The organism is Mucilaginibacter sp. P2_D11 (assembly GCF_056404435.1).
The window spans coordinates 37501-51746 of sequence record NZ_JBFUEA010000004.1 but is presented as its reverse complement, the minus strand read 5'-3'; the positions used below and the strand labels follow the sequence as shown (position 1 = coordinate 51746).

Genomic DNA, 14246 nt, shown 5'->3' with positions numbered 1-14246 from the left:
AGCTTTTTTTAGTACGTTATTTTAAAGGTTGCTGCATATTGGCAGCCTGTATTTTGCTGTATGGCAGCGGGCAGGCTTACGATCAGTTCGTCACCCTTTAATTTATATTTAAGTTTTTGCTTAGCACCCAACAGCGATACGCTTTTAACCGCCTTTATATTATTAAGCTTGATAATAACTGTTGACTCAAACTTAACCGCACTATCCTTACCCGCCATTAAAAAGGCATATATGGTGTTGCTGTTTTTTGCCTTTGTATAATAAATATCGCCCGAAGAATACGGCGCTACCGATTGCGAGCCGTAAATGCCTTCGCCATTGGTTTCCATCCAGCCGCTTACCTGCGCCAGGCGTGAGTACGCTACCGGGTCCCAGTCGCCATCGGGACCGGGGCCTATGTTGAGCAATAAATTACCGCCGCGTGATACGATCTTTACCAGCAACTGCACTATTTGCTGTGCCGATTTGTAATGGTCATTCGGCACGTAACTCCACGAATCGCCCATGGTGATGCAGGTTTCCCAGGGATGGTCTAAAGGTGCGCCGGGCACCTGTTGCTCGGGCGTGGTGTAGTTCTCGAATTCGCCCGCTACGGTACGGTCTACTACGATGAGGCCTGGCTGCTTGGCGCGGCCCATTGCGGCAATGCGGGGCATATCTATATCCTGGTTAAATTTAATGCCGCGCTGCCAGTCTACCGCGGTATCGATAGTGCTTTTAGGGCGAACCCAGCCGCCATCGAGCCATAAGATATCCACCTTACCGTAATCGGTCATCAGCTCACTTATCTGGTTGTAGGTAAAATCTTTGAATTTTTGCCATTTATCCGGATGCAGCGCCGGGTCGTAGTTTACGTTGCGGTCCTTAGGCGGGAAGTACGGCCACCAGTAATCGGGCGAATGCCAGTCGGGCTTGGAAAAGTAAGCGCCTATCATAAAATTCTCCTTGCGGAAAGCATCGAATATCTCTTTAGTAACATTGCTGCGCGGATTAGCAGAAAAAGGCGTTTTTGCCGATGTTATCTTATAATCGGTCTGCTTGGTATCAAACATGCTGAAACCATCGTGGTGCTTGGTGGTAAATACCACGTATTTCATGCCGGCACGTTTGGCGGCTGCCACCCATTTCTCGGGGTTGAAACGTGTAGGGTTAAAGGTAGTCTGCAGGTTTTCGTATGCTTTCAGGTAGCCATTATAGGTTTCGCCATAGGGGCCTTTGCGTTGCGTCCAGTCCTCGTCTTCGGGACAAATGCTCCAGCTTTCTACCACGCCCCATTGGCTGTAGGTACCCCAATGCATAAAAAGCCCGAATTTAAGATCCTGCCATTGGCTCAGCTTCTGCTGCACCAGGGGATCGGTTGGTGGCTGGTAATTTTTAGACATCTGGTGCTCCTGTGCCAGCAAAACGCAGGCGTTTAAGGCAAAAAGGCATAGTACCGCTAACTTCTTCATCATCTTACAATTAGGTTTTTGCAAACAATATTAAACTATTTATATATAGGGTAAGACAAAATTAAATACTGTATTGCCTACACTAAGTTCCCATTCTTTTTAAAATTTTTTAAAAATACACTCCGGCTTATTTGATTATTATATTAAATGTACTATTATTGTTATGTAAATGTTAAAGTTTACTGCGTACTATAATTAAGGATACTTTGAGAAACAAAAATACCAATATCGCTGAATTATGGAGCCGTACCTGCCACCAGGACGATATGAAAGCCTTTGAGCAGCTTTTCTACGCATTAAACAAACCCCTCATCAAATTCTGCGTGCTTTATGTAAAGCAAAACGAGGTTGCAGAGGATATCGTGTCGGAATTATTCGTAAAATGTTGGGAGAGCCGCAAAAAACTTACCGGCATACTTAACCCGGCCACCTACCTTTACATCGCCGTAAAAAACCAAAGCCTCAATTACGTAAAAAAATACTCTAACATACACCTGGTACAAATTGAAGACACCGACGATTTTGCCCTGGTGAACACCTATAACCCGCAAAAAGAACTCGAAAAAAAAGAGCTGGTGTTTAAGCTTGATAAAGCAATAGCCTCGCTGCCACAGCAGTGCCGCATCATTTTCAGGCTGATAAAAGAAGACGGCATGCGGTATAAAGAAGTGGCCGAGGTGTTGGATATATCGCCCCGCACAGTGCAAACGCAACTTTTCAGGGCCCTTAAAAAACTCACTACCGTGCTAGATCCCGACCAGCGCCGCATACCACAGCCCGCTACCGACAAAACCGTCTTCGGCATCATTACCATAATGTTATCGCTCTCTTTATTTTTCTAATCGATTCCTTTTTTTCCCAACGCTCCAAAACAGCAACCTTTTGCTAGTCTTGCTACACTAAGCTTTTGCCTTTCTCACTAATAATGGGCCGCTAAATGCGCTGTACACGCGTTTTGGCTGCATCGTCATTATTTCCTCCCACACCGCAAACAGCGAACAATAATCTAAAACTTGCAGTCAATCTTCTTAATAATTTTTAATAAGTGAGTTTTCTTTTTAAAAAAGTAAAAAATATTTTCATAACGTGTAGGCAACATTCAGTTTTTATTTGTCCATACCATCAGAACACATCATGCGCGGTTATGTAACCGCTTATGCATAATAACTAAACTCAAAAAAGTATGATCAAAAACTAAAACACAGCAGCCTGCCTATGTAAGAAAAAATTACCTCCACTCCCCAAAAAGCATAGTTACCTGGTAGGGACTACAGCTTATGAAAACTAAAACTGTTTAAGCAATCCCCGCAATCGGGGCATTGAATTTAACCCCTTTTTAAATCAATTAAATATGGAATTTTTTAAACATCCAATGGGTGTAAGAAATAGGTACCGGATGTCGCCTGCGATACCGGTATGTAAAGTTGCCCTGGCATTTTTAATAATTGCCGGCATACAGCTACCTGCAGTTGCGGCCACCGCAAACACGGTAAGCGTAAAAACCAAAAGCGGTGCCTTTGTACCTGCTACCGGTTTAGTTACCGACGAAAACGGCGAACCCCTTATAGGCGTTAGCGTTACCGTTAAAGGCACTTCAAACGGCGGCCAGACCGATGTAAACGGTAAGTTTGCGTTCGATGCCCCGGTAAATTCAACATTAGTATTCAGCTACGTTGGCTTCACTACCCAGGAAGTAGCATTTACAGGCAAAGCCCTTAGGGTTACCCTGGTATCTAACACCAAACTTAACGAAGTTGTAGTAACTGCCCTCGGTATCAAAAAAGACGAGCGCAAATTAGGTTACTCGGTAACAACTGTAAAAGGCGATTTGTTAAACACTGCTAAAGAAACTAACGTTGCTTACTCGTTGCAAGGCCGCGTAGCGGGCTTAAGCATCAGCGGTACCAACGGCGGCCCTGGTTCATCGGCACGTATATTATTGCGTGGTGTTACCAGTACAAGCACTACCCAGGGGCCATTGTTCGTTATCAACGGCGTACCAATGGATAACACCCAAAGAGGCCAATCGGGCGAGTGGGGCGGCGCAGACTACGGCGACGGTATCAGCAACATCAACCCTGATGATATTGAGAGCATGACCGTACTGAAAGGTCAATCTGCATCTGCACTATACGGTACCCGTGCGGTTGGTGGTGTAATTTTAATCACGACTAAATCTGGCAAGAAAAACTCGGGTTTTGGTGTTGAATATAACAGCAACTACCAATTAGACAAGGTTTATGATTATACCGATTATCAAACCATTTACGGCCAGGGCCAGGTTAAAACAGGAGACCTTACAGGCTCTAAACCAACAAACGTAGCTGATGCACTTTCATCGGGCAACGTTGCCTGGGGCGCTAAATTAGATGGTTCGCAAGTGATTCAGTTTGATGGGAACACTTACGCCTATTCTAAAACTAATGATGATTACACAAAGTTTTACAAAGCCGGACACACTTTCACCAACACGGTATCGTTAACGGGCGGCAATGAAACAGGCGCATTCCGTTTATCGTTGTCTGATCTTAATAACCATTCTATCACGCCAAATAGCGGCATTAACAGGAAAACATTCAACTTCAATGGTTCGCAAACCGTAATGAAGAATTTGGATATTACCCTGATTGCCAACTATATCCTTGATAATGCAAAAAACCGTTCTGGTTTGAGCGATGGCCCGGGCAACCCAAACAACGTACAGTTTTTGGCACCTAACGAGGCCCAGAGCATCCTTAGCCCGGGTACTTTGTCAAGCGGTTTAGAGCAGACTTTCACCAACGATATTTATGTAACAAACCCTTATTTTGCGGCTTACAACTTTGTTACCAACACAACAAGGGAGCGCTTAATATCTTCGATATCTGCCAAATATGCCATAACCCCATGGGCTTACATACAAGGCCGCGTTGGGTACGACAAAATCCATGATGGCCGTTTAGGCATCACGCCTACAGGTACCGCTTATCTGAACAACAATGGCGGCATGAGTACCCAAACTACCCAAATCACCGAGTTTAACTCAGATGTTTTGATTGGTGCTAAACATGACCTAATTAAAGATTTCCTGAACCTCGATCTTTCTGTGGGTGGTAACATCCGCAAAAGCGATGCATCGGGTACTTATGTAAATGCCAACCAATTCATCATCCCTTACTTCTACGATCTTTCTAACGGTAAAACCCGCGATAGCGGTAACCAGGGTATCCTTAAACAACAAGTAAACTCTGCTTACTATACTGCTGATTTCGGTATCAAAAACTACCTGGTGCTAAGCACCAACGGCCGTTACGATACTTACACCAGTATTGGTGGCGACGTAGGCCGCGGTATCTTCACGCCATCGGTATCGGGTAGCTTTATCTTCTCTGAGCTTTACCACATCAATGGTTTAGACTTTGGTAAACTAAGGGTATCATACGCTAACACCAGCGGCCCGGCAGAGCCTTACAAAAACCGTGTCTATTACAACGTGGCTAATTCAATTAACGGTATTCCGGCCGGTAGCTTCGACAGCACATTGCCAAACTTGTTCTTAAAACCCTTTACTTTGAGCGAGTTTGAAATTGGCACATCATTAAAATTCTTTAATGACCGTGTGGGTGTTGATGTTACTTACTTTAACAGGAAAACCAAAAACGAAATTGTAAGAGGTTCGCTCGATATTTCCAGCGGTTACACCAATTACTACATTCCAACTGCATCAACCCAAAACAAGGGTTTAGAAGTTGAGTTACATGGTACTCCGTTCAGAAGCGGCAGCTTCACCTGGAGCTCTTCGTTCAACTTTACCTACGTTAACAACAAAGTATTATCAACCGATGCTACTAACCAAAACTTAGGCTTAGGTACCTACCGCCCGCTGAATGCTACAACTGCATTTGTTGCCGGTATGGCCGGCCCGCAAATTTTGGCTAACGATTACCTGCGCGATGGAAGCGGCAACATCATTTTCGATGCGCAAGGCCTTCCAAAAGCTACAGGCCGTGTGCCAATGGGTAGTGTTGTGCCTAAATATTACGGTGGTTTTAACAACGATTTTAGCTACAAAGGTTTCAACTTCTCGTTCCTGATCGATTACCGTTACGGCAACAAAGTGTTATCGGCAACAAGCTACTATTCAATAGCGCGCGGTTTAAACAAGCTAACCTTACCAGGCCGCGAAACCGGTGTTACAGGTGCTGGCGTGAACGAGGCAGGTGCACCAAACACCGTGAATGTACCGGCTCAAACTTACTACCAGGCTTTAGCACGTAACGTATCTGCTGTGAACGTTTTAGATGGTAGCTTCATCAAGCTTCGCCAGGTTACTTTAGGTTATGCTATACCAAAATCTACAATAGCTAATACACCGTTTAACTCCATTACTTTATCATTAGTGGCCCGTAACCTGTGGACTATCATGAAACGCTCTGACAACATCGATCCGGAATCGAACTTTGCACCAGGCATTAACTATGCCGGCATTGAAGGCACCAGCGTACCCGCTGTTAGAACTTATGGGTTGAACGTTAACTTTAAATTTAAAAAATAACAAAGATGAAAAAACGACTTATATATGGTTGCCTGCTTGCAGGAGCCACCTTTATAGCGGGTTGTACAAAAGACTTTGATGCGATAAATACCGACCCTACCAAGGTGAATGCTGAAGTTTTTCCGCCCAACTTTTTATTGGCCCAGGCTCAAATTAAGTTCTCCAATACAGGTTACGATCAGTTGCTTTTCCAAAGCATGTGGGTGCAAAGCTTAGCTTCAACCTACGATTATTATGGTAATGGTGATAAGTATGTGTACGCAGGTAGCGGCCGTGGCTACTTAGAACGTACCTGGAACACCAGCTATGGCGCTGCAACACTGGTTGATGAGATGAAAAACCTGATCAAAGGAAAAGCAGAGTTTAGCAACCTTGATAATGTAGGTACCATTATGCGTATGCTTATACTGCAACGTATTACCGATGCTTACGGCGACATCCCTTTCTCTGAGGAAGGACAAGCAAAATCGGGCATTGTTACGCCTAAATTTGATACACAGCAAAGCATCTACACTTCAATGCTTACGCAATTGGAAACGGCAACAGCTGCCTTAGATGCCGCAAAAGACAAACCCTCTTCTGACCTTATCTACGGCGGAAATATTGCGCAATGGAAAAAGTTGGGGTACTCTTTAATGCTGAAAGCAGCAATGCGTTTAACTAAAGTTGACCCCGCTACAGCTCAAAAATACGCCGAAAAAGCTTATGCAGGCGGCACCATGACATCAATTGATGATAACGCTAAAGTAAAGGCCGATGATGCAAACGGCAACGGCAATAGCGACGTTGCTGCACTATTGGTTCCGGATGATTTTAGAGAAGTACGTTGGTCAAATACTTTGATTAGCTACCTGCAGTCGAATGCAGATCCACGTGTGAGCGCTGTTGCAGAAATTTCTGCCGGCACAGGTAAAGCCGCAAATGAAACCCGCACAGCGGGTATCAACACAGCAGCTTCGCAAATTGGCTTGCCAAACGGATACGACCTTAAAGGAGGCACTACCGACATCTCTAAAGCAGCAGGTTACCCGGGAACTTCACCTGCAGACCCGGCTGTGAAAGATGATGCTGCTGCACCGGTTGGCAAATATTCACGCCCGCGCTTTGCAGTTTATGATGACCGTAACCGCATAAACATGCTGTACACTTATGGCGAAAGCGAATTGCTATTGGCCGAGGCTGCGAGCAGAGGCTGGAACACCGGCGTTGCTGCTACCCACTACGCCAATGCACTTGCTGCCGATATCAACAGCATAGCACAGTTCAACGCCGCAGGCGCCGTTCCGGCTGCCACTGTTGCTACTTATGTAGCTACGCATCCACTGGTGCCTGCAACTGCATTGCAGCAGATAAACATGGAGTACTTTGTGGTAACATCAACCACGTTCAACTTCAACGAAGCCTGGGCTAACTGGAGAAGATCAGGTTTCCCTGTCTTAACTCCTGTTAAATACATCGGCCAGTTTACCGACGGTTCTATCCCGAGAAGGAACCCTTATCCGGTAGGCTTACCATCAACCAACGCAGCAAATTATACTGATGCGGTTTCGAGGCTAACCGGCGGCGACGTATTCACCGCCAGGGTATGGTGGGATAAATAATCTTCCCAACCCCTTATAAAAAAACAAGGCTGTGCAAGCAGCCTTGTTTTTTTGTTTAAAGTGAAAGGCAATCGCTATTTTTATAGTTTACGTTACTGATACATAATCCCCCTAATTACATGCGTTATCGCTGCTGCAATTTATTAGAGTCCGTCAAAAAAAGCCTCAGGATATCTATAATGGCATTATCTGCAACAGGTATTGCCCAAAAAAGCCTTGCGCAGCAAACGCTGTTCAACCTGCTCCCGGCAGAGCAAACCGGCATTACTTTTAGGAACGACCTTAAGGAAGACGAAAAGCTTAACGTACTATCCTACGAGTACCTGTACAACGGCGGTAGCGTTGCCGTGGGCGATATCAACAACGATGGTCTGCAGGACCTCTTCTTCACCAGCAATATGGGGCAAAACAAGCTGTACCTAAACCTGGGCGGCTTAAAATTTAAAGACATTACCAGCGATGCCGCATCCGGCTTATCCGGCCGCAGCGGTGCCTGGAAAACCGGCGCAACCATGGCCGATGTTAACGGCGATGGCCTGCTTGATATTTATGTATGCTACTCGGGCACGGGCGACCCCGAAATACGCCGCAACCAGCTCTTCATTAACAAGGGTAAAAACAAATTCGTAGAAAAAGCAAAAGAATACGGGTTGGACGACCCCGGCTACAGCACGCAGGCTGTATTTTTCGATTACAATAACGACGGCAAGCTGGATATGTTCCTGCTGAACCATAACGTCAAAAAAATAAACAACATCGAGCTGGCCCAGATAAAAAGCCAGACCGACGAACTGGCCAGTAACAAGCTCTTCGAAAACCAGGGCGGCCATTTCATAGATGTATCTAAAAAAGCAGGCATCATACAAAACCCGCTCACCTTTGGGCTTGGCATAGCCATTGCCGATATAAACAAAGACGGCCTGCCTGATATTTACGTAACCAACGACTATAACGAACCCGATTATATATACATCAACAAAGGCGACGGCACCTTTAGCGAGGATTCTAAAAAGATGCTGCGGCACATGTCGCAATTTTCGATGGGGGTTGATATTGCCGATATCAACAACGATGGCCTGCCGGATATACTGACGCTGGATATGCTGCCGCCCGATAACCGCAGGCAAAAACTGCTGCAACTGCAGGAGAATTACGAAACCTTCGAGCTGATGCTGGGCCAGGGCCTGTACAAACAATACATGCGCAACATGCTACAGCTGAACAATGGCGACGGTACCTTCAGCGAGATTGGCCAGTTGGCGGGCCTCTCTAACACCGACTGGAGCTGGTGCCCGCTAATTGCCGATTTTGATAACGACGGCTATAAAGATATTTTCATATCCAACGGCTACCTGCGCGATTATACCAACAAAGATTTCCTACGCTACTGGGGCGATTATAAAATGAAGAAAGCGATGGACAGGGAGCCCGCCTTGCTGATGGATCTGGTACAGGCCATGCCCTCTACTGCCCTATCTAACTACATATTCAAAAACAATCAAAACCTTACTTTCACCGATAAGAAACAAGATTGGGGCATCAATAACCCGGGCATATCCAGCGGCGCGGTGTATGCCGATCTGGATAACGACGGCGATTTGGATATCATCACCAATAACATCAACAACGTCGCCTCCATTTTTAAAAACACCAGCCGCGAAGCCGCAAATACCAATTACCTGGCGGTTAGCCTGAATACCGATGGCGGTAAAATCGTCACTACCGGTGCCAAGGTGTATGTTTATACCGCAAAAAGCACCCAATACCAGGAGCTTAACCCCAGCCGAGGCTACCTCTCCTGCGTGTCTACCGTGTTGAATTTTGGCCTGGGCGATGCGCAGACCATCGATTCAGTAAGAGTTATCTGGCCCGATAAAAGCGTGCAAGTGCTCACTGGCGTAAAGGCAAACCAAAGGCTGAATTTAGCTTATGCCGATGCCAAAAAGCCCGGCAATGTTGCTGCATCATCAACACAGAAACAGGTATTCACCAAGGTAAAAACGCCGGTAGATTATACCCATACCGAAAACACCATCAACGACTTCAAGCGCCAGCCGCTGATGCTCTTCATGGCATCTAAAACAGGGCCCGTAATAGCGCGTGCAGACGTGAATAAAGACGGGCTGGAAGATATGTTCATCGCCGGCGATCAGTCCAGCCCTGGCAAACTATACCTGCAAACCAAAACAGGCTGGACAGTAAAGGATATTGCCGATTTGAATGCCGAAAACACCTCCGCCGCAGCGTTTTTTGATGCCAACGGCGATGGTTTCCCCGATTTGTACCTGGCAAAAGGTGGTTATGCCTTGCTGGAGCCCAATAGCAACGAACTGCAGGATAAACTATACCTGAACGATGGCAAGGGCAGCTTTAGCTTTAATAGCGCCGCCTTGCCACTGCTTATTGCCAGCAGCAAAAGTTGCGTTCGACCTTGCGATTACAACAATGATGGCAAAATCGACTTATTCATAGGCGGCCGCATCGTACCCGGCCAATACCCGGTTGCGCCGCAAAGTTACCTGCTCACCAATAACGGCGACGGCACCTTCGCTAATACGCCTGCGCCTTTCGGCACCGTAGGTATGGTTACCGATGCGCAATGGGCAGATCTGGATGGCGATGGCCGCAAGGATCTGGTGATTTGCGGCGAGTTTATGCCTTTGACGGTTTACCTCAATGCTAAAACAGGTTTCGTGGATAAAACGGCAGATTACTTCGGCAAGCCGCAAGGCGGCTTCTGGAACAGCGTCACAATCGCCGATGTGGATGGCGACAGCAAGCCGGATATTATCGCGGGCAACCTGGGCGCAAACACCCAAATACACGCCGATAGCAGCCAGCCCGCTGAAATGTATTACGCCGATTTCGACAACAACGGCTCGATAGACCCTTTCCTCAACTTTTACGTACAGGGCGTAAGCTACCCCTTTGTGAGCCGCGACGAACTGAACGACCAGATATTCCCCATGCGCCGCAGGTTCCGCTCGTACAAAGCCTATTGCGACGCTACCATGAAGGAAGTTTTCACGCCGGACGAACTGGCAAAAGCCACAAAGCTGAGTGTTGAGAACGTAAATACCACTTGTTTCTTAAACCGTAACGGTAAATTCGTGGCGGTGGAACTGCCTATCCAGGCACAGTTCTCGTCGATATCGCAGATACTGAGCGGCGATTTTAACCACGATGGCAAAGCCGACCTGCTGCTATTCGGCAACCATACTGATAACCGCCTTAAGCTTGGTAGTTTTGATGCCAACTACGGCACGCTGCTAACCGGCGACGGCAAAGGCGGCTTTAACTACCAAACACAGTCGGCATCGGGCTTAAGCGTCAACGGCGACATAAAATCGTCCACTGAAATAACCATCAGCGGCCTCAAATACCTGGTACTTGGCGTATCGGGCCAACCTTTACAATTTTACAAGGAAAACTAATGATCAAAAGAATATTCCTTTTGGCTTCGGCCATCATTATCGGCCAATTCAGTCGTGCACAAAAGGCCACCTCGCCCCTGCCCGACTACCTCGCGCTGGATAAAGCCATCAATTCCGTATCGGCAGTGATGATACATGATGTGGTGAACCCGCCTGCTGCGGCCCGCTATTACAATTATTTTATGATGGGTGCTTATAACCTGGTAGCACTGAATAATAAAGAGATAGTCCCCATTGGTAACTTTATCAAAAGCTACAAGATAGATAATACCATCAGCCTGCCCGCTGGCAGTTACGATTACCGCATAGCCGCCGTGTATAGCATTTTAGAACTGGGCAAGCAGATGCTGCCCTCGGGCTTTATGCTACAGGACGATGAGGATAAGTATATCGAGCTGCTGAAGAAGAACAACATCAGCGAAGCCGTAATAAAATCATCGGTTGCCGTAGCCGTGGAGATGACCAATAAAGTAGTTGCTTTTAGCCGCAGCGATAATTACAACCGTTTGAGCGGCAAGTTGCGCTACACGCCCGTAAAAGGCGGCAAAAACTGGTACCCTACCCCACCCATGTATATGGAAGCCGTAGAACCCAACTGGAAAACCGTAAGGCCGATGATGATAGATTCGTCCAAGCAGTTTATGCCGGCCAGGCCAACGCCTTTCAGTACCGATAGCACCAGCGAATATTACCGGCAAGCCTATGAGGTGTACAAGGTATCGCAACACCCCGGCGGCGAGCAAATTAACATCGCATCGTTTTGGGATTGCAACCCCTTTGCGGTAACCACATCGGGCCATATGGCCATCGGTTTTAAAAAGATAAGCCCCGGCGGCCACTGGATGAATATAGCGGGCATCGCGGTAAAAAAGGCCAACCTTAGCTTCGATGCCTCGGTACAGGTGCTTGCACTGGAAGGCATCACCCTGATGGATGCCTTCATCAGTTGCTGGGACGAGAAATACCGCAGCAACGGCATACGCCCCGAAACTTACATCAACCGCTATATCGATGTAAAATGGATGCCTTTTTTGCAAACTCCCCCTTTCCCCGAGTACCCGAGCGGCCACGCCGTATTGTCTAACGCATCAGCAACCGTATTATCTTACCTACTGGGCGACCACTTCGAATACACCGACGACTCGGAGATACCGTACGGCGTTGGCCCGCGCAGCTTCAAATCATTCATCCAGGCTGCCGAAGAAGCGTCCGTATCCCGGTTTTACGGGGGCATCCACTTTAAAGACGCTATCGAGAATGGCAACACCCAGGGCAGGCAGGTTGGGGCAGATATCGTAAAGAAGTTAAAAGCAGCCGGACTAAAGCCGTTACTGAGCAATTAGTTATATAGCTTGTAGTTGTTAGAAAATCCGGCCTTCGGGCATCCATTCCCCTTCTATACACGTAGTTGTAATTATACACGTGTTTATGAAAACGAGGGGCTGGGTTTTGACGGGATGCTTTCTTTGTACGCTGTTCATCAGCCTTAATTCTTTCACCACCAAAAAGGATAGGCTTGCCACCAAAGCTACCGGTCCCGAGTTGTTTATACGTTACTGCAACCTTTGCCACATGCAGCCCGATGTGCAGAGCCTCACCAAAGAAATATGGAAAAACCACGTGCTGCTCATTATGGCCAGCCGAATGGGCATCATCTATCCCAATTACGACCCGCTGCGCGGCCTTAACGACGAGGAAAAGGACATCATAGCCAAACACGACATTATCCCGGCAATGCCCATCATCAGCAAAGCCGATTGGGATAAGCTGGAAAACTACATCGTAAGCACGGCACCTGATACCATCCCGTACGATGAAAAACGCCTCACGCGCAATAGCCCGCTTACGCAGTTCACCCGCAAGAATATCCAGATAGACGAGGAGGTGCCATCGCTTATTACCGGGCTTAAATACAATGCCGATACCAAAACGCTTTGGGTAAGCAACGCGCACAACAAAATCATCAACTGGCAATACCAGGCAGGCATCACCAAAAGCTACGACGTTGGCGGCACTGTAGTCGATTTCAACTTTTTCCAAAACCACACCTACCTTACCGAAATTGGCAAGCTTTATCCTACGGAACTAAGCACAGGCAGCTACAAGCAATTAGCTAATGATGCCGAAACGCCCTTGCTTACCAACCTCCACCGCCCCGTACATACCGAAATAGCCGACCTTAATGGCGACGGCATCCCCGAGATTGTGGTGTGCAACTTCGGCAATAAAACGGGCTCGCTTTCGCTGTTCAAAAAGAATAAAACCGGCGGCACCTATAAAGAAGATGTTTTGCTGCCGATGCCCGGTGCCATCATGTGTTACGTTAAGGACATGAATGGCGACGGCAAAAAGGATATCGTGGCGATGTTTTCGCAGGGCGACGAGAGCGTTTACATCTTTTATCAGCAGGATAACCTTAGGTTCAAAGTCAAACGCGTGCTGCGTTTCCCGCCCAATTACGGCACAACCGATATGGTACTCACCGATTACAACCACGATGGGCTGACGGATATCGTTACCGTACATGGCGACAATGCCGATTATTCCAACATCCTGAAACCTTATCACGGCATAAGACTCAACATCAACAAAGGCAAGGATGTGTTCGAAGAAGCATTCTTTTACCCCATATACGGCGTTACCAAAGTACTTGCCGAAGATTTCGACAATGATGGCGATATAGATTTGGCCGCTTCAGCCTTCTTCCCCGATTTTGGCCGGTTAATCAACGAATCCTTCGTTTACCTGGAAAATACCGACAGCAAAACCTACCGCTTCAAATCCTATACGCTAAACAGCGGCCTGCCCGTCAAATCCCTCACCATAGAAAAAGCAGATGTAGACGGCGACGGCGATATGGACATCATCTTAGGCAACTTTGCCCAAACACCGGGTGCTGTCCCCCCATCATTAGACCAACGCTGGAAGAGCGCCCAATACGGCCTCATCCTGTTAGAAAACCAATTGCATCAGCCCAAAATATAAGCTGGAAAAAGCTGGAAAACCATAGCTAAAAAGCGCGCAAAAGCTGGAAAAAGCTGGAAATTTTTTCGCAGCCCCACCGGCGACTTTAAGCTAAAAAAGCCGTTTCCACGCAAATAATGCCATTTTTGAACTTCGTCGAAAATGAACCAAAAAGCAAAGAAAAACACCGAAAAACACGGATTTTTTAAGGTGTTTTTGAGTTGATAAGTCATGGAAGGGGGCTATAAATCTCAAAAATACC

At 46.9% G+C, this 14246-nt stretch carries 8 protein-coding genes; 6 read left to right on the top strand and 2 right to left on the bottom strand.

Going from position 1 to position 14246, the window contains the following annotated elements:
• Positions 1-8: 8 nt before the first annotated feature.
• Complete coding sequence (locus AC1DXC_RS06860) at positions 9-1454, bottom strand: alpha-L-fucosidase (RefSeq protein WP_477458399.1); 1446 nt, start codon at positions 1452-1454, stop codon at positions 9-11.
• A gap of 203 nt (positions 1455-1657) precedes the next feature.
• Between AC1DXC_RS06860 and AC1DXC_RS06855 the strand changes: the two genes are divergently transcribed.
• The 6 genes from AC1DXC_RS06855 to AC1DXC_RS06830 all read left to right on the top strand — a co-directional run bounded on the left by AC1DXC_RS06855 (position 1658) and on the right by AC1DXC_RS06830 (position 14005).
• A complete protein-coding gene (locus tag AC1DXC_RS06855; protein ID WP_477458398.1) occupies positions 1658-2293 on the top strand; it encodes an RNA polymerase sigma-70 factor in 636 nt (211 codons plus the stop codon).
• Between the two features lie 509 nt (positions 2294-2802).
• On the top strand, positions 2803-5985 hold the full coding sequence (locus AC1DXC_RS06850; RefSeq protein WP_477458397.1) for a SusC/RagA family TonB-linked outer membrane protein: 3183 nt from the start codon (positions 2803-2805) through the stop codon (positions 5983-5985).
• A gap of 5 nt (positions 5986-5990) precedes the next feature.
• Positions 5991-7586 carry a SusD/RagB family nutrient-binding outer membrane lipoprotein gene (locus AC1DXC_RS06845; RefSeq protein WP_477458396.1) on the top strand — a complete coding sequence of 532 codons (1596 nt, stop codon included), beginning with the start codon at positions 5991-5993 and terminating at the stop codon, positions 7584-7586.
• Positions 7587-7765: 179 nt separating this feature from the next.
• On the top strand, positions 7766-11020 hold the full coding sequence (locus tag AC1DXC_RS06840; RefSeq protein WP_477458395.1) for a VCBS repeat-containing protein: 3255 nt from the start codon (positions 7766-7768) through the stop codon (positions 11018-11020).
• Complete coding sequence (locus AC1DXC_RS06835; protein ID WP_477458394.1) at positions 11020-12363, top strand: vanadium-dependent haloperoxidase; 1344 nt, start codon at positions 11020-11022, stop codon at positions 12361-12363. Before AC1DXC_RS06840 ends, AC1DXC_RS06835 begins: the two co-directional genes overlap by 1 nt.
• Positions 12364-12448: 85 nt before the next feature.
• The gene (locus AC1DXC_RS06830; protein ID WP_477458393.1) at positions 12449-14005 is read left to right on the top strand and encodes an FG-GAP repeat domain-containing protein; all 1557 of its coding nucleotides are present in this window, start codon (positions 12449-12451) and stop codon (positions 14003-14005) included.
• Here the strand turns inward: AC1DXC_RS06830 and AC1DXC_RS06825 are convergent.
• Positions 13990-14217, bottom strand: coding sequence for a hypothetical protein (locus tag AC1DXC_RS06825; RefSeq protein ID WP_477458392.1), 228 nt, complete (start codon positions 14215-14217; stop codon positions 13990-13992). The two genes, AC1DXC_RS06830 and AC1DXC_RS06825, sit on opposite strands and share 16 nt — an antisense overlap.
• Positions 14218-14246 lie beyond the last annotated feature (29 nt).

Bases quoted from the DNA above. Each gene is read 5' to 3' on its own strand.
- AC1DXC_RS06860 (WP_477458399.1), bottom strand. From the start codon at position 1,454: ATGATGAAGAAGTTAGCGGTACTATGCCTTTTTGCCTTAAACGCCTGC.
- AC1DXC_RS06850 (WP_477458397.1), top strand. From the start codon at position 2,803: ATGGAATTTTTTAAACATCCAATGGGTGTAAGAAATAGGTACCGGATG.
- AC1DXC_RS06845 (WP_477458396.1), top strand. From the start codon at position 5,991: ATGAAAAAACGACTTATATATGGTTGCCTGCTTGCAGGAGCCACCTTT.
- AC1DXC_RS06840 (WP_477458395.1), top strand. From the start codon at position 7,766: ATGGCATTATCTGCAACAGGTATTGCCCAAAAAAGCCTTGCGCAGCAA.
- AC1DXC_RS06835 (WP_477458394.1), top strand. From the start codon at position 11,020: ATGATCAAAAGAATATTCCTTTTGGCTTCGGCCATCATTATCGGCCAA.
- AC1DXC_RS06830 (WP_477458393.1), top strand. From the start codon at position 12,449: ATGAAAACGAGGGGCTGGGTTTTGACGGGATGCTTTCTTTGTACGCTG.
- AC1DXC_RS06825 (WP_477458392.1), bottom strand. From the start codon at position 14,217: ATGACTTATCAACTCAAAAACACCTTAAAAAATCCGTGTTTTTCGGTG.